The sequence below is a fragment of the Streptomyces albospinus genome (assembly GCF_014648695.1).
In the GTDB taxonomy this organism is placed as follows: domain Bacteria; phylum Actinomycetota; class Actinomycetes; order Streptomycetales; family Streptomycetaceae; genus Streptomyces; species Streptomyces albospinus.
Map to the genome: position 1 here is coordinate 107,112 of NZ_BMRP01000016.1, position 15,393 is coordinate 122,504.

The following is a 15,393-nucleotide window of genomic DNA, read 5'->3' on the forward strand; positions in this document are numbered from 1 at the left end:
AGTGACGAGGTCACCCCGCCGGGCGGACGCACCGCCCGGAAGGCGAGCGAACAGACATGGCCGACTCCGACGCTCCTCGCGTCCCGCAGCTTCTGCCGGACGCGGTCCATCACGCCCTCAGGCCCGGGACGGCCCTCTTGAGGCTCGTGACCACGCAGACCCGCGAGCAGGTTCTCGACGGCGCGTGGTGGCCGCGTTCCCGCGACATCGGCGCCGAGCTCCCCAGTCTGATCGCCGCGCTGACCGACCACCTCGGCCCCATCCTGCGCGTCGGCCTCGACGCCGGCGCCTGGGAGGAACTGCCGACCCGGCTGATCATCGACGACCAGGTCGTGCACATCGACTCCTTCCCGGTCGGCGACGACACCATCCTCATCACCCGAGGCGACCAGGACCACTTCTCCCTGCTGGTGGTTCCGCCGCATGCGACGTCCGAAGCAGCCCGTACCGCGATGGCCAAGGCCGTCCAGGCCGGCAACGTCACCCAGGCCGAGCAGATCCTCATCGACACCGGAATCCGGCGAGCACACCCCGCCCCCGTGGAGGAGCCGAAGCCGGGCCGTGAACGCGGCGAACCGTGAGGAAGGCGGGCTCGCCGGGCCCGAAGTTGCGGAAGGTGAATCCGGACGGCCGCTTGTCCAAAGTCCAGCGCGTGGGCGGGGCCGCTGAGTGGAATCCCCGTTCGTCGACGAGGTCAACTGCCCAACTGTGGCCACCGAGTCGGGCGGATGACGGGCATGGCCTATCGGGTCCGCACCCGGCCGTGAGGGAGTTGGTGGTCGTGGTCAGGGTCGGTGAAGAACGACCGGTGAGGCGGATCGCGATCTGTCGGTGACCGATGGGGGGCGGTGTGAGCGGTGCGTCGCCCATCCCTGGGTCGTGAGGGCCGAGCGTGGGGAGGCGGTCGGTCGACGATATGCGTCAAGGACCCGGGGGCCGACTCGGGTCGGCAGCGGTCCGGCGCAGTTCCTCGTTGAGTCGCCGGCTCTCCTCGAGCTCGTCCTCAAGGAGGACGATGCGGCAGGCGGCCTCGATGGGGATGCACTGGTCGACGAGTTCGCGGGCGCGGGCCGCGATGCGCAGCTGGTAGCGGGAATAGCGTCGATGGCCGCCTTCGGAGCGCAAGGGGGCGATGAGGCGGGCCTCACCGACGGCCCGCAGGAAAGCAGGCGTGGTGCCGATCATCTCCGCGGCCCGGCCCATGGTGTAGGCGGGGTAGTCGTCGTCATCGAATTTGTCGGTGGCGCGCGAGGGGGTCTTTCGGGTCATCGAACCTCTTCGTAGGCCGCGTCGAGGGGCTCTTGGCGTCGTACGGCACCAAGAGTCGAGCCCCGAGGGATTTCGGCACCATCCACCGGTGCCGGGCGCCGGCGTTCTGATTCCGCACGTGTGCTTCCGCACGTGTGCCCGATAGGGCGGGGATGCGGGAATGGCAGCTGCGTGACCGTGGTCAATAAAAGCTAACCCAATGAATCATGAATGTCTACCGTGGCTACGACAGATTTCCCTCGGCTGCAGTAACGGAATCACACTGCTCTGCCGGCACGGGCGGGGGCCTCGCGTGCCGCCGGCGCCCGGGGCGCACCGCGCCGGGCGGCTGGAGCAGTGTGATTCCGCCCGGACGGCGGCCGAGACAGTCGGGCTTTCCGGTCGAATAGCGACGGGCGTCGCCGTCGAATATCTGATGCCACAACGACAGAAATGGCCGCCGGCGCGGTAGGTTTATTATGCCCTCGAAAATGCCGGGACTCATTCACTGTGTATGGTCGCCAGTGCCGTGCTAGGGTCCTTTCCAGTTGCAGTTGTGGTTCCCGAGGGCATCAAGCGCACTCACCGTCGTACGCGGTGCGGGCACTTTTCTATTTTCCGGAGTATTTCCGGCGGGGTGATCATCGCGGCGACACGGGGTTCGCGTCGTGTGGGCTCCGGGCACTGCCCCGAAGGAGATATGACATGGCTACTGGCATCGTGAAGTGGTTCAACGCGGAAAAGGGTTTCGGCTTCATCGAGCAGGACGGTGGCGGCGCTGACGTCTTCGCCCACCACTCGAACATCGCCGCCCAGGGATTCCGCGAGCTGCAGGAAGGCCAGAAGGTGAACTTCAACGTCACGCAGGGCCAGAAGGGCCCGCAGGCAGAGAACATCGTTCCCGCCTGACACTGCGCGTACACCGTATCCGGGGCCCGCACGTTGGGTGCGGGCCCCGGTTCGGTGGTCCTGCGTTCTTCCGTTGCGCGCCATGACGGAAGAACGCAAGCGGCGCGGGGCTGCATGAGCCGACCGCCGCCCCTATGGCGCGGCAGGGTGGCAGTTCCCCCGGCTCCGTGAGCCGGAAATTCCATCGCGCTTCATTGCGGCGTTGCCGGCTCGCTTCCACCCGCCGGGCCGATATATTTCCGCCCCGCTTCGTTTCATCTTTTTCGTCTGCTCGTTGCGATTCATTGTGTGCGGCGCCCTGCCGCCGGGAATTCCTCGGCGTACCGCATCGAGGGAGGTTCTCCATGAACCGCTCAGCACGCTCGAAGGACCACTCGGCCCGCGCCCGCCCCACCGGCTCCGGTCGTCGCGACTACCGTTCGCAACCGTCGCGCCGCTCCGTTGGCTACAGGCGCCGTCCCGCCGCACGGCCGGGAGGTTTCGCCCTGCCCGTCACGCACACCCCTGCCCGGCCCCCGGCCGAGACCTTCGCGGAACCGGACGTGCCACCCGCGCTGCTGGCGTCGCCGACCGCGGAAGGGGTGTCGGTTCCGTTCCCGATCCGGGCCGCCACACTGCCCAGCTCGCCGGTCGGACGCTATGTGCCGAGCCGTGGGCGCGCCGCCGGACTGCCTGCACCGCGGCGGCCGTGCCGCCCGAGCTGGCGAGTCCGGCAGCGGCGTCAACCCGGCCCTGCCCCAGCAGTGCCGTGACATGGACCGCCTGCGACCGACGCCGGCATCGCTCCGCAGTCCACCCAGGTCCGCTCCGGCGAGGCCGCACCGAGCCGCGTCACCGGCGCTCAGGCTCCCTCCGGAATTCCCCGTCACCATCACCGTCCCGGCCGTCGAGCACGCCGAACACAGCGGCTCCGCCACGGCGGCCGCCGCAGCCGCTCCGCCCAGGCCCGACGTTCCGCAGGCTCCCCACGAGCCGCGGCCGATCAGCCCTACCGGGCGCGCCCGGTAGGGCCCGGTCCGAGCGGCCACTCGCGCCTCGCCGGCCCACGACCGCACGGAAGGAATCGTTGATGCTGCGTCAGATCCGTTTGCCGATGGGCCGATTCGGAAGGGCGGTCGGCGATGCGATGGCGTCGCCGGGACCACAGGTCGGCGACGACATGATCGTCGACGTGGCCCTGGCCGTCCTCGACGGCGCACGCGCCGACCATCTCCTCGTCCGTGGCGAGGACGGGCGCTGTACGGGCCTGGTCACCCGTTCCCAGATGTCAGCCCACCAGCACGGCTCCTGGTACACCGAGGAGACCCGGTTGCGGGACATCGTCTACGACCGTGGGCCGTTCATTTCGCCCGCGATGCCGGTGCGCGACGCGGAACGTGCCATGCGCCGGCGCGCGTTGCCCGCCTCACCCGTGATCGATGAGGACGGACACGCCCTGGGCATCCTCGTCCTCACCCCCTGACCCCTCTCCCGCCCGGGCCGGCGATCCGTCCGGCTTCTCATCGACCCTGTAGAGGCACCATGCGCTGTGTCATCGCCCGCTTCCCCTTCGACCTGTTCAAGGCCGAGGTGCAGGATGCGATGAAGGGCATCAGGCCCGAACCCCTCACCGGTGAGTCCGTGCTCATCGGCCGCCGCCACTACCCGGTCAAGCAGGTCGGGGAGATCATCACCGGACAGGATCGCCGGGACTTCACCGCGGGCGAGGTGACCCGAGCCCTGGGCCGTCTCGGCTTCGAGTGCAGCCCGGCCGGCGCGCTCGTGCCCCTGACGCCCGTCACACCGCTGGAGGCGGCGTCGGCCCCGTCGGAAGACCAGCCCCGGGCCTGACCAGGTCGGCGTCGTCGGCCGAAGCCGCCCACAGCGACCGACGCAGCGGTCGGAACGGCTCACATCACCTCAGTCCAGGCGCCGGGTGGGCGTGGTGAGTGGTGTGCCGGCTTCGCCCTTCGTTGTCGCGTCCGCAGGCCGTAGGCAGGCTTCGAGCTGTGCGCTGCTGATCAGGGGCTTACCAGCAGCGCACGAGCACCCACGCCACCGAGAAGGCACGCGGGTATGCGTAAGCCACCTGCTACGTCGCGCTGTTCGGCGCCACTGCCTACCCGGTGCTCCTCGCGGCGGACCTTCGCGTGCGCCGGGTGCAGACTCGGTGGCGCGGCCTCGATGAGCACCTCGGTTTTCGTGCTGTGGCGCGTTGGGGGAGCAGCCGAGCATCACGCGGTGTCCGGTTCAGCCTCACCACCGCCCACGCCTTCCTCATCCTCCGCCGCCTGGACCCGAGAGCAACAACGCCGGCCTGACCTCCTGCCAAGCCCTCGACGCCCTGCTGCCGAGTCACCAACCAGCACCACAAGACAGTCACAGCTCGCGAGCCCGGCTCAAACGAAGTACTGGCGAGCCGAGACCCCGGCCGGGCAGCGCCGATCCGCCGTTGCCCGATCGCGCCAACGCCCATGGAAGGGGGCCGGCGACGTTCGGGGCCGTCTCGCCCAACACTGCCTCGACCGGAGCGGGGTTGGGCGAGCACCGTGCTTGCGGCCCCATGGTGGAGACACCTCCTGGCCTCACGATCGGTGTCGCGGCGTCGAGGGGCTCTCCCTTCCGGCCACGTGCCTCGAAGGCCGGTGGCACGTCTGGTGACCGCATGCGGTTGTCCTGGTGGCCGACCTCGCGTCGCCGCTGTGCGGCTTCGACGAGGAGCAGGCGCCCTGCCGCTGGGGCCACGTCTCCGGCGCCTTCATCACGAGAGCGAACGATGACGCGTGGTGACCGGAAGAGGCGAGCCTGCCCTCACAGCGAGGTGCCGTGCCAGTGGCCCTCGACCCGGAACCAAAGGCCTGGTGAGACGACCGAGTTGACGACGGGCCGCACCCCGGAAGAAGAGCAGGAGTCCGAAGGCGGACCGCTGACAACCTCTCCCGAACTCCCCGGGACGCCGAGCGGCCTTCCGTGCCAGGCAGCAGGGGTGTGAGCGTGATGGAGACCATCGTCGCCCGGCGCCGGAAGAAGTGAGCTCGTCTCCCCGCGGGCATCCGCACCGATGAGTCACGTCCTGTGTTGCCGCAGGTCACCTGTAAGCGGGCAATGGCTCCGGTTCCGGCTTCGTCCGCCCCGAGGACGCGCCAGTGCCGGAGCGCCGGGTGGTGTGACACCCCTTGGCCGGGGTCGCGCTTGATCGTCTTGGTCTCTCCGGTGCGCGGACCGTGAAATCGGAAGGCCGTGGTCAACCCCAAGCGGTGGTCCAGGCCACCCAGTGAGCCTGCTGCCGGGCGCTCCTATGGCAGCGTGGTGGTGTCGATCGCTTGGATCTGGTTTGAGTCGTGGTCCGAGACGAGCAGGGTCTTTCCGTCGGGGCTGAGGGCGAACTCCCGGGGGAAGGCGCCGGTTTGGATGCGTCCGAGGTTGGCTGGTTTGCCGGTGAGGGCGGCCCGGGTGTCGACCACGGTCAGTCCGGTGGTGGCGCCTGGGGTGTGGAATCGGTTGGTGTCGGCGGTGATGATGCGGCTGCCGCCTCGTACGAAGGTCAGTCCGACGGGGGCGGTGCCGACCTGAACGGAGGTCAGCAGGGCGTGCTGGGGGTCGGTGGTGAGTTTTGCGGCGTCGAAGGCGAGCAGGGCGTTGCTCTTGCGGGCTGTGACCCATACCGTCTTCCCGTCCGGTGAGGGGGCTACCCGTACCGGGTTGCATCCGGCCAGGACGCTGCCACGCAGGGCCTTTTCCGGAGTCGCTTCCAGGGTGGCGAGGTCGATGACGCTGAGCTCGCCGTGCTTGGCGCCTGCTGTCGGTTTCTGGCTCGGGGCGATCTCACTGGTCGCGTACAGCCAGCGTCCGTTGGGGGAGATGGCGGTGCCGACCACGGCTTGGCCCAGGGTCAGGCTGCCGATGAGGGAGCTTTGGCCGAATCCACCGCGAAGTGCCTTGCGCAGGTCGAAGACCTCGATGTCGCCGCGGTGGCCGGTGCCGGCGTCTCCGTATTCCTGGCTGACGAAGGCGTAGTGGTCATCGGGTGAGACGGTCACCTCGATCGCGCTGGTCCCGGCCGTGCCGGTGAGCGTTCCCAGCACGGCCCCCGGTGTTCCTGCCGCAGCCTTGGCCGCGTCCACCACGATCGCTCCGCTGCCCGCGGCGATGAGCAGTTCGCGTCCGTCATGGGTGAGGGCGACGCCGGTGGCGCCTTCCTTCCCCACGCTGGCGGCCGGGAGCGGAATCTTGTGTAGGAGCCGGGGCTGGGTGCTGTCTGTGGACAGCACCCCGAGTTCCGTCTTCAACGCGGCGAAGGCGATGTGGCCCGTCCGGGCGTAGACCAGTCCGAAGGGCCGGGGCGGGACGGTCAGACTCGCGGTGTGGACACCGCCCAGCTGCGACTGCGCTGGTGCGGCCGAGGACTGACACGAGGGCTCGGATGCGGACGCGGCCGGCGGGAGGGCTGCTGCGGAGAGCGCCGACGAGCTGGTACGGCTACTTGGGGCACTGCCCTTCCCCGCGCATGCCGACGCGGCCAGTCCCACGGTCAGCGCCAGCGCCAACGACCACAGCCGTTTTCCTGAGAAGTCCATCACGCTTCCCCTTTCTCACCTTGGAAACTACGGCGATGGTGGCAGAAAACCTTGTGGATTCTCTGTGGAAAGCAGAGGCCATCACCCGTTCCGAAGGCCCTTCGCCCCGTGACAAGCTACGGCGCTGCACCGAGAAGCGCAGCCGGGCCGTGGGCTTCTACCTCTACCTGTCCGCTGCGATCGTCACACTGCGTATGCTCATCCGCCGTGCGGCCCCGCGCTACCGCTGGGACGGCCGCCCAACCACCAGGCGCCTGGAATGACGCCTACTGCCGGGCGCTCTAGGTTCGACGAGGGCCGGCGAAGTGACGGTCACCTCGTCCGTTCCGGCGCGCATCCCGGCGACGTCGAACGCGACCGGCCCGTTCACCTCGATCCTGGCCCCGGGCCCGGCGCCGGTATACGACAGGTGAGGACCTCTGGCCGCGGCTGCTCCCGGCGCCGCCGACAGGAGGAGCGCACCGGCCGCGGCCAAGACAGGGGCCCACCGGCGCAGGGACCGGGGAGGGAACACGGCGGGCTCCTTGCGGGGTCGGGTCTCCAACCGGCGGTGACGGCGCGGCACGCGCCTCGTGCCGGTGGCGGACACGTTGACGCAGGTCATCGTCGATGACGTTCGACCGCCCGCAAGGGTTGCCCGGCACCGCTCTGGTCCAGCGGACACCACACCTGGCTGGGGCCTGTCCGGTGAGTCTTCGTGGATTCAACCGACGCCGACATGTCCAGCCACGGCTGGCTGACGGAGCCTCGGGCGCGGCTCGCCCGCATCAGACGCGAGTGCCCAGTCGGACGAGTGATTTACCGGGCGCCTGCGGAGTAGTAGCTTGCAGAAACGGGGCGGAGCTTCCTACGCGGCGTTGCGGTAGATGTGTGTCGTTCGTGCGGGACTGCGCCAGCTGTAGCTCACCTCGCATCACCGGCGTGTGCGTATGGTTCAACTCGGACCTCGGACCTCGGACACAGACCGTACGTACATGGTTGAGAGGGTTGTGACTCCACAGTCACAACCCTCTTTCGCATGTCGAGGGTCAGTGTGAGTCCGAACTGTTCGTGCAGAGGGCGCTTGCGTTCGGGGGCGGCGGCGAGGAGCGTGTCGGTCATTACGCCGGGCTCCGAGACCATGTGGCCGATCTGCTCTGCGGTGAGGACTTCGGGCTCGACTGCCGTCGCGGCGAGGAGCTCCTGTTGAGCCGCGGCCTCCGGCGGCTGCACCCGCCCACGCCGCGCAGGCCCCATAAGAACTCCTAACGCAACTCGGGTAGCCGTTACCTCCGGATGAGTTCGGCGGTTGCTTGGGTGTGAGCAAGCACAATCCTCAACCCTGGCTGGTTGACGGCGAGTTGTGGTCGAGAATCGAACCGCTGCTGCCAACCCCGCCGCGCGGACATCGACAACCGGGCCGGAGGAGGGTGATGGAGGACCGGAAGGTGCTGTGCGGCATCCTGTTCGTCCTCTACACCGGCATCCAGTGGGAATGGCTGCCCAGCGAGCTCGGATTCGGCTCGGGCATGACGTGCTGGCGCCGGCTGCGGGACTGGAACAACGCGATCCCGGGGCGGCAGGCAGCGCGGTGGCTGCTCAGTCGAGGTCAGAGGCTCGGCCTGGGAAGAAGTCGGCGCTTTGGACGTACTCCATCGCTTTGGTGAACTCCGGGTCGCCGAGGCGAAGTTCCATCTCCTGCGGACTCAGGTCCTCCACGCGGGTCTGGATCCAGTACAGGTTGCCCAGCGGGTCGCGCACCCGCCCGACCCGGTCGCCGAAGAACAGATGGGTGACCTCGGTGACTGACGTGCCGCCGGCCGCGACAGCCTGCCGGTGCACGGCGTCGGCGTCCTCGACGTAGAGGCGGAGAAAGCCGGGGGTCGGCGGCCGCTCCGGCCGCGCGTCGAACATCATCGCCACCGAGTCACCGATCCGCACCTCTGCATGCTCGATGCTTCCGTCCTTGCCGGCCAGGAACGCGAGCTCCTCCGCGTCGAACGCCCTCTTCATGAAGTCGATGAGCTGCACCGTGTCGCGAGAGATGATCCACGGCGTCACGGTGTTATAGCCCTGGGGAACAGGCTTGACGGACATCTGGCTACCTCCTGGGGTGCGAGTGCCTCAACGTCGGTGATGACGCTAGTTCCGATCTAGGTCAATTCGTGCCCTAGAAGGCGCCCGATGGATGACGACGCACGTAACCGCACCAGAGTCGCGCGGGACGAGCGCACCGCTCACAAGCCGGATCTCGCCAGACGGGCCAGCCAGACATAGGACTTGATCTTCCAGCGGCCATTCCGCCCGTCCTCGGCAAACGCGGCCGGCCCCGCCGGCGACCGAAGGAGATCCATGCCGACCGCGGCTACGACCACGACTGCTACCGCCGCCAGGTCTGGGCGAAGGGCGTCAAGCCGGTCATCGGCCGGCGGGGCACGGCCCACGGCTCCGGCCTGGGAACCGAGCGGTGGGTCGTAGAGCAGACCATTGCGCTCCCGCACTGGTTCGGCCGCCTGCGCATCCGTTGGGAGGTCCGCGACGACATCCACGAGGCGTTCCTCAAGCTCGCCTGCTCGCTGATCTGCCGGCGACGCCTGCGAACCGTGTTGCGTTAAGGAGCTCCAGGCATCATGTGCAAAGACGTCCTGTGGTCGCCGTCTGCTCGGCGACGCTTGCGATGGCGGAGGCGATGAGGTCCGGCGACTGAGCGAGGATCCGGACGTGGTCGGCGGGCGCCGTCGTGAAGGTCGACACGTAGCGTCCGGCCTGCTCGGCCCTGGCCGCGGAGGCGCGCAGCGTGGCCATCTCCTGGGCCGAAGCGCCGGAGTGGCCGCCGGTGCCGAGAACGAACGTCGCGGGGCAGTTCAGCGTCGTGAAGTCCGCGTCGAGGGTGCCGTTGACCTCATCCAGTTCGATGACCAGGTCGGCGGCCTGAGCCGGCGTCATGCGGGCGGAGTGGCCCAGGAGTGCAGCGAGCCGCATCAGCGGGCCGAGTCGGCGGAACTGCGTGCGCACTCGCTGTTTGCCGGCGTCGTCGAACATCGAGATCGGGAATGTCACGCCGGGCCTGCCGCTCCGCGAGGAACACACGATCCTGTTCCCGGTCGTACGCCGTCGCCCGCATCACCCACGCGTACTGCCGCGACCACCGGCCCAGCAGCGTCCGGGATTTATGCAACTCCTGTGCCACCTTCGTGACACTCCGCGCAGGGCCGAGATCGCGGTATACGGCGAACGCCTCTAACGCCTGGGAAGACTCACCGTTCTGCCGCTCCCAGGGCTCCGCAGGAGTCTGGTCCCTCACCGGAAGCCTTCTCTCTCCCCACGCCGCCATTCATCATGCACGAGCAGGCGATGCTGCCGCCTTCGCCGGCACTACGCGCCATCCGCCACTGCCACCAGATCGGCCTGCGTCGCGGCGCTGGACGCGGGCTCCAGTGGCGTCGGCGCTGTTGTGCGCCAGGCCCGCACGCTACGCGCTCCCCTCACCTATCTGGCCGGATGTAGGCGGTCCGCCCACAATCCTGGCAGCGGGAATTTCACCGCTCCGCTAAGGAGGTTGATGTGCGTCGGCTACGGCACGTGAGGGCGCCTCTGGCAGCCCTGATGATCAGCGTCTTCGCATCGGCGATGGGCTTTGCTCCACAGGCTTCGGCAGCCCCCGCGAGTGCACCGGCCCTTCCCGGTCCGTGCACCCAGAATGCCGATGGCAGCATCACGTGCAGCAGTGGTGTGATCACCGTCCCAGGAGTTGGCAGCGCCTCGTGCACTGGGACCTTTGGCGTTTCCGGTACCACGCTGTCGGCTACCGGCACCTGCTCCGGCAGCGGCGCTGCCAGCTCGCTCAGTGGTTCGTTCACCACCATCGGCTCCGGCTCCATCAGCGCCGGCCCACCTCCGGTCATCACCGGAAGCGGCACCACAACTACCACAAGTTCATCGGGCGGCACCCACACGTGCAACACCACCGTTAACAGCGGAGCCATTCCGCCGTTCACCCTCACCTGCACCTGAGGTGCGCACGGCGCAGCGCCGCTGCAATGGCCGTGCTAGGCGTGGCCCTCACCGTGCGACAGGGCGAGGCTCACGCTTGAGCGTTCGGCCGCCTGCGTGAGCCCTCGCCGAAGGAGCGGCTGCTACCAACCCGCCAGCACGGTCCGCGGAGTCAGCTCCGCCGACCAGGCCCGAATGCACGAGCTGCTGCTACGGATCATCACGAATACCGCAACGCCACAAACCGGCCCTGCCGCTGTGCCCCGCGCTGCGCCAGGTGCGACTTTCGTCGTCGGCCGCCGCGACCAATGGCCGGTGCGGTGTCCGGCTGGGCAGCCTTAACGTGGTCGCGTGAATCGTGTGGAATCTACGGCCCCTGCTGCATCGGCTCGCCCGGCGTTGGCGGCGAGGCTGCGTTCGGCGCCCCGGCGGCTGGCCGCCCCGGGCAGGGCTCTCTTCGCCCCCGGGATGTGGCCGCCCCGGCGCATCGTGGGCGAATCGCTGCTGAGCGTGGTGTTCGGGCTGCTGGGAGCAGGTGTCGAGGCCCTGGGCCACAGCGGCATGGTCCAGATCGTGGCCGTCGGGCTGGCGGCCGGACTGCTGTCACCTCTGCGCCGGGCGCTGCCCGCGACCGTGCTGCTGGTGACCGCCGCCGGTTCCGTCCCGTTCGACGGTCTCACCTTGCTGGTCCTCGTCGCCGCCTGGTCAGCGGGGCGGCGGATCGACGGGGTCGGCAAAGCAGTTGGCACCTTTGGCCTGGTGTACGTCCTCACCCTCGGCCTGGAAGTCATGCAGGAACTGCCACACTTCTCACTGGCGCACTTGGTCTTCGGCACCCTGTGGCTGCTGGTCGCGATCATCGTGCCCGGCCTCGCCGGCCGCTACTGGTCGCAGCGCCGTACGCTGACCGACACGCTCCGGGAGTACAACGCCCAGTTGCTGCGCGAGCGCGCGATGATCGCCGGACAGGCCCGGATGCGGGAGCGTCAGCGCATCGCGCAGGACATGCACGACAGCCTCGGGCACCAACTGGCGCTCATCGCGGTGCACACGGGCGCGCTGGAGGTGGACCGCGAGCTGACCGGGCGGCAGCGGGAGGCCGTGGGGGTGCTGCGCGAGGCGTCGGTGGCCGCGATGCACGAGCTGCGCGAGGTGGTGGGGCTGCTGCGGGACGGCACACAGGCCCCCGACCCTGCGGACACCTCCCGGAGTCCCGCGGCAAGCGGGGCGGACGACGCCGCGGCGCCGTCGCGCGGGGTGGCCGGCATCGAGGGCCTGGTGGAATCGTCCCGGAACGCGGGTACGGCCGTGGAGCTGCGGAGCTCCGGCGAGCCGCGCCCGCTCCTCCCGACCGCCGATCACGCGGCGTACCGCATCGCCCAGGAGGGCCTGACCAACGCCCACAAGCACGCCCCGGGCGCCCCGATCACCATCGAGCTGCGGTATGAGCCGGACTCGCTGGTGGTGGAGGTCGCCAACGGCCCCGCACCGGAGACCGCGGGCACCGGCCGGAGCGTGGTGAGCGGCGGTCAGGGGCTGACCGGGCTCGGTGAGCGGACCCGGCTCATGGGGGGAATGGTGCACGCGGGCCCGACGGCGGACGGCGGCTTCCGGCTGGCGGGCGTGCTGCCGTACACCTCGCCGGAGGGCGGTGTCCCGAGCCCCGTGCCCGGCGACGCGGCGACGACGTTCGTCGATCCCACAGGCGACTTTCGGCAGCAGACCCGGGCGGGCTCCCTGGGCGAGGGTGATCCCGTCATGGATGGGATCGGTCTGCCGAAGGAGCTGGCCAAGGCAATGAGCAGGAGCAAGACAAGCAGCGGCATAGCCATCGGCTGCGGGGTGGCGGCACTGATCGCCCTGCTGCTGGTGATCGCCGCGGTCGTCGGGGGAATCCTCCTCCTGGGCGAGGCGGACAAGGCCATGATCGAGCCGAAGCGGTACGACGCGGTGAAGGTGGGCCAGTCCGAGGCGGAGGTCCGCAAGCAGTTGCCCCAGGGGGACTCTTTCCTGACCGACGACCTGGACAAGGGTGCGCCACCCGTGCCCGAAGGGGCGAAGTGCCTCAGCCTCAATTCCACGGAGTCCGGCAGCAGTTGGCGCAAGGATCCGGTCTTCCGGTTCTGCTTCAAGGAGGGCACGTTGATCGAGAAGAAGTCCTTCGAGGTCAGGAACTGAGGAGGACCGGCGCTGAGAAGTCCCGGGCGCTCGGTCGGGATGATCCAGTGGCCGCAGGTATGACCGCTCCAGACCGCGCAGGAGAGTCGTGATCAGGGTTCTCGTCACGGATGACGAGCCGCACATCCGGGCGGGCATCAGGATGATTCTCTCCTCCGCCGACGACATCGACGTCGTCGCGGAGGCGGCCAACGGCCGCGAGGCGGTCGAACTGGCCCGGACCCGGCGCGTGGATGTCGTGCTGCTCGACATCCAGATGCCGGTCATGGACGGGCTGACGGCCCTGGCCGAGCTGCATCGGACCGTCCCTGATGCGCGGGTGCTGATCCTGACGACGTTCGGGGAGCAGCAGAACGTGCTGCGCGCCCTGACCGGGGGCAGTGCGGGATTTCTGCTCAAGGACTCGGCGCCCGCGGAACTCATGCGTGCGGTACGGGCTGCCGCGGCCGGAGACGCGTACTTGTCGCCGGGCGCCACCCGCCATGTCGTGGACTCGTTGGCGTCCGGCCAGAGCGCGCACCTAGCCGAGCAGGCCCGCCGTCGGCTGGAGACGCTGACGGGCCGCGAGCTGGAGGTCCTGGCGCTGCTGGGTGAGGGCCTGTCCAACGCGGACGCCGGTCAGCGGATCCATATGAGCGAGGCCACGGTCAAGACGTATGTGAGCCGGATCCTGGCCAAGCTGGACTGCGAGAACCGGGTGCAGGCCGCACTGCTGGCACGAGACGCCGGTCTGGGGACCTGACCGCACCACTCGATGACGTCGACACAGAGCCCGCCGCGGGCGGCTCCCGGCCCGTGACCTTCATGCCGACTGCGTTTGCCTACGGCTCCGACCTGGGTTGACGGCCATTCAGCCAGCGGGCAGAGCCGGTACTGCCCGACGGCACCGGGCGTCCGCCTTGCCGTGGCCGTCGACGGTTCACGTGAACACCACACAACACTAGGGACAGGCATGTCTAGATTTCCCACCTTTCGCACCACCTCTCTGCTCTCCGCCTCCCTGCTGCTCGCCGTCGGCGCCACCGCCTGCAGCGGCGACAAGGATGGCACCGGCCTCCAAACGTCCGCTGCGTTGGCGGCCACGGTGCTGCCCACCTCGCTCACTTCCCAGAAGCTCAACTGGCAGCCCTGCCCAGCGCCGTCCAGCGCCCAGGGCGGCGACGGCAAGGCACCCGGCAAGCTGCCAGACGTCACGGCATGGGAGTGCGCGTCCCTGAAGGCGCCCCTGGATTACGCCAAGCCCGATGGTGACACCATCGACCTCGCGATGATCCGCGCCAAGGCCAAGGCCAAGGCCAAGGGCGACGGCAAGCGGCTCGGCTCGCTGGTCTTCAACTTCGGCGGCCCGGGCGGATCGGGCGTGGCCACTCTGCCGGGCTATGACGCTGCCCGGCCCCTACGCTCGCGTTACGACCTGGTCAGCTTCGACCCGCGGGGCGTCGGAAACAGCGCGGGCGTGACGTGCCTGAGCGACAAGGAGACCGACGAGCAGCGAGCCAGGAACCACAACCTGGCCGAGACAGCCGAGGAGAACAAGAAGACCGCGGCGGCCTGCGCGAAGAACTCCGGGAAGGTGCTACCGCACGTCGATACCGAGAGCGCCGCCCGCGACATGGACCTGATACGCCAAGTCCTGGGCGACGCCAAGCTCAACTACTTCGGGATCTCCTACGGAACCGAACTGGGCGGCGTCTACGCCCACTTGTTCCCGAAGAACGTGGGCCGCACCGTCCTGGACGCCGTGGTCGACCCGACCGAGAATTCCACACAACAGGCCCTGGGCCAGGCAAAGGGCTTCCAACTGGCACTGGACAACTACCTGGCGGACTGCGCGAAGACGCCCGGCACCTGCCCGTTCCAGAGCCCCGAGGACGGGCGCCGACGGATCGCCGACCTGCTGTCGAAGACCGGCAAGCAGCCGATGCCGACCAAGAGCGGGCGCAAGCTCACCCAGGAAGAGGCCGTCAACGGCATCGTCCAGCCGCTGTACTCCAAGGAGATGTGGCCGATCCTCTCGGTCTCGCTTTCCGAGGCGGAGCAGGGCCGCGGCGACACCCTCCTGGCGATGGCCGATTCCCTCAACGGCCGTGATGACAACGGGCACTACAGCAACATGCAGGCCGCCAACACCGCGATCAGCTGCGCCGACACCAAGCGGCGCCTCACTCCCCAGGACGTGGGAGCCAGACTGCCGGAGTTCCGCAAGGCGTCGCCGGTCTTCGGTGAGCTGACCGCAAAGGGCCTGCTGAGCTGCACTGACTGGCCGGTCACCGGCAAGAGCGACACACCCGAGGTCTCGGCACCGGGCGCTGCCCCCATCGTCGTCATAGGGAACACGGGCGACCCGGCCACTCCCGTCGCGGGCGCCCGGAAGATGGCCGACAAGCTCGGGAAAGACGTGGGCGTGCTGCTCACCGTCAAGGGCGAGGGCCACGGCACGTACGGCGTCAACCAGTGCGCCACCAAGGCTGTGAACGAGCACCTGCTGAACGGCAAGGTCCCATCGAACGGCACTGTCTGCTCATGACCA

General features: G+C 69.0%; 12 protein-coding genes and 3 pseudogenes. 10 read left to right on the plus strand and 5 right to left on the minus strand.

From position 1 onward, the window contains the following. Positions 1–56: 56 nt before the first annotated feature. The gene (locus IEZ17_RS22250) at positions 57–581 is read left to right on the plus strand and encodes a DUF5994 family protein (protein WP_189302816.1); all 525 of its coding nucleotides are present in this window, start codon (positions 57–59) and stop codon (positions 579–581) included. Positions 582–921: 340 nt separating this feature from the next. Here the strand turns inward: IEZ17_RS22250 and IEZ17_RS22255 are convergent, their stop codons facing one another. Beyond that, the gene (locus tag IEZ17_RS22255) at positions 922–1,269 is read right to left on the minus strand and encodes a MerR family transcriptional regulator (protein WP_189302818.1); all 348 of its coding nucleotides are present in this window, start codon (positions 1,267–1,269) and stop codon (positions 922–924) included. 684 nt (positions 1,270–1,953) lie between these two features. Between IEZ17_RS22255 and IEZ17_RS22260 the strand changes: the two genes are divergently transcribed. The 3 genes from IEZ17_RS22260 to IEZ17_RS22270 all read left to right on the plus strand — a co-directional run bounded on the left by IEZ17_RS22260 (position 1,954) and on the right by IEZ17_RS22270 (position 3,987). Further along, positions 1,954–2,157, plus strand: coding sequence for a cold-shock protein (locus IEZ17_RS22260; protein ID WP_189302820.1), 204 nt, complete (start codon positions 1,954–1,956; stop codon positions 2,155–2,157). A gap of 1,069 nt (positions 2,158–3,226) precedes the next feature. Then, a complete protein-coding gene (locus tag IEZ17_RS22265; RefSeq protein ID WP_189302822.1) occupies positions 3,227–3,619 on the plus strand; it encodes a CBS domain-containing protein in 393 nt (130 codons plus the stop codon). A 59-nt stretch (positions 3,620–3,678) separates the two neighbouring features. Beyond that, positions 3,679–3,987: an SCO5918 family protein gene (locus IEZ17_RS22270; protein WP_189302824.1), complete on the plus strand. Its 309-nt coding sequence runs from the start codon at positions 3,679–3,681 to the stop codon at positions 3,985–3,987. Positions 3,988–5,432: 1,445 nt separating this feature from the next. On the opposite strand, the gene IEZ17_RS22275 is transcribed toward IEZ17_RS22270, so the two are convergent. Further along, the gene (locus IEZ17_RS22275) at positions 5,433–6,713 is read right to left on the minus strand and encodes a YncE family protein (protein WP_189302825.1); all 1,281 of its coding nucleotides are present in this window, start codon (positions 6,711–6,713) and stop codon (positions 5,433–5,435) included. A 113-nt stretch (positions 6,714–6,826) separates the two neighbouring features. Here IEZ17_RS22275 and IEZ17_RS22280 point away from each other — a divergent pair. Both IEZ17_RS22280 and IEZ17_RS22285 read left to right on the plus strand, forming a co-directional pair. Then, positions 6,827–6,976 (plus strand): annotated as a pseudogene (locus tag IEZ17_RS22280) (IS5/IS1182 family transposase); the annotation flags it as partial. Between the two features lie 1,035 nt (positions 6,977–8,011). Beyond that, a pseudogene (locus tag IEZ17_RS22285) lies at positions 8,012–8,260 on the plus strand (transposase); the annotation flags it as partial. 31 nt (positions 8,261–8,291) lie between these two features. On the opposite strand, the gene IEZ17_RS22290 reads toward IEZ17_RS22285, so the two are convergent. Beyond that, on the minus strand, positions 8,292–8,789 hold the full coding sequence (locus tag IEZ17_RS22290) for a VOC family protein (RefSeq protein ID WP_189302827.1): 498 nt from the start codon (positions 8,787–8,789) through the stop codon (positions 8,292–8,294). 182 nt (positions 8,790–8,971) lie between these two features. Here IEZ17_RS22290 and IEZ17_RS42645 point away from each other — a divergent pair. Next, positions 8,972–9,307 (plus strand): annotated as a pseudogene (locus tag IEZ17_RS42645) (IS5/IS1182 family transposase); the annotation flags it as partial. A gap of 13 nt (positions 9,308–9,320) precedes the next feature. Here the strand turns inward: IEZ17_RS42645 and IEZ17_RS22300 are convergent. Both IEZ17_RS22300 and IEZ17_RS22305 read right to left on the minus strand, forming a co-directional pair. Next, positions 9,321–9,752, minus strand: a complete 432-nt coding sequence (locus tag IEZ17_RS22300; protein ID WP_189302831.1) for a hypothetical protein — start codon at positions 9,750–9,752, stop codon at positions 9,321–9,323. A gap of 479 nt (positions 9,753–10,231) precedes the next feature. Continuing rightward, positions 10,232–10,678: a hypothetical protein gene (locus tag IEZ17_RS22305; RefSeq protein ID WP_189302832.1), complete on the minus strand. Its 447-nt coding sequence runs from the start codon at positions 10,676–10,678 to the stop codon at positions 10,232–10,234. Positions 10,679–11,153: 475 nt separating this feature from the next. On the opposite strand from IEZ17_RS22305, the gene IEZ17_RS22310 reads away from it, so the two are divergent. The 3 genes from IEZ17_RS22310 to IEZ17_RS22320 all read left to right on the plus strand — a co-directional run bounded on the left by IEZ17_RS22310 (position 11,154) and on the right by IEZ17_RS22320 (position 15,390). Beyond that, positions 11,154–12,863 carry a sensor histidine kinase gene (locus tag IEZ17_RS22310; protein WP_189302942.1) on the plus strand — a complete coding sequence of 570 codons (1,710 nt, stop codon included), beginning with the start codon at positions 11,154–11,156 and terminating at the stop codon, positions 12,861–12,863. Between the two features lie 88 nt (positions 12,864–12,951). After that, the gene (locus IEZ17_RS22315; protein WP_189302834.1) at positions 12,952–13,605 is read left to right on the plus strand and encodes a response regulator transcription factor; all 654 of its coding nucleotides are present in this window, start codon (positions 12,952–12,954) and stop codon (positions 13,603–13,605) included. Between the two features lie 210 nt (positions 13,606–13,815). Continuing rightward, positions 13,816–15,390: an alpha/beta hydrolase gene (locus IEZ17_RS22320; protein WP_189302836.1), complete on the plus strand. Its 1,575-nt coding sequence runs from the start codon at positions 13,816–13,818 to the stop codon at positions 15,388–15,390. Positions 15,391–15,393: the final 3 nt, after the last annotated feature.

Excerpts from the sequence above, each read along its gene's own strand:
- IEZ17_RS22250 (WP_189302816.1), top strand. The coding sequence starts at position 57 with ATGGCCGACTCCGACGCTCCTCGCGTCCCGCAGCTTCTGCCGGACGCG.
- IEZ17_RS22255 (WP_189302818.1), bottom strand. The coding sequence starts at position 1,269 with ATGACCCGAAAGACCCCCTCGCGCGCCACCGACAAATTCGATGACGAC.
- IEZ17_RS22260 (WP_189302820.1), top strand. The coding sequence starts at position 1,954 with ATGGCTACTGGCATCGTGAAGTGGTTCAACGCGGAAAAGGGTTTCGGC.
- IEZ17_RS22265 (WP_189302822.1), top strand. The coding sequence starts at position 3,227 with ATGCTGCGTCAGATCCGTTTGCCGATGGGCCGATTCGGAAGGGCGGTC.
- IEZ17_RS22270 (WP_189302824.1), top strand. The coding sequence starts at position 3,679 with ATGCGCTGTGTCATCGCCCGCTTCCCCTTCGACCTGTTCAAGGCCGAG.
- IEZ17_RS22275 (WP_189302825.1), bottom strand. The coding sequence starts at position 6,713 with ATGGACTTCTCAGGAAAACGGCTGTGGTCGTTGGCGCTGGCGCTGACC.
- IEZ17_RS22290 (WP_189302827.1), bottom strand. The coding sequence starts at position 8,789 with ATGTCCGTCAAGCCTGTTCCCCAGGGCTATAACACCGTGACGCCGTGG.
- IEZ17_RS22305 (WP_189302832.1), bottom strand. The coding sequence starts at position 10,678 with ATGGCTCCGCTGTTAACGGTGGTGTTGCACGTGTGGGTGCCGCCCGAT.
- IEZ17_RS22310 (WP_189302942.1), top strand. The coding sequence starts at position 11,154 with ATGTGGCCGCCCCGGCGCATCGTGGGCGAATCGCTGCTGAGCGTGGTG.
- IEZ17_RS22320 (WP_189302836.1), top strand. The coding sequence starts at position 13,816 with ATGTCTAGATTTCCCACCTTTCGCACCACCTCTCTGCTCTCCGCCTCC.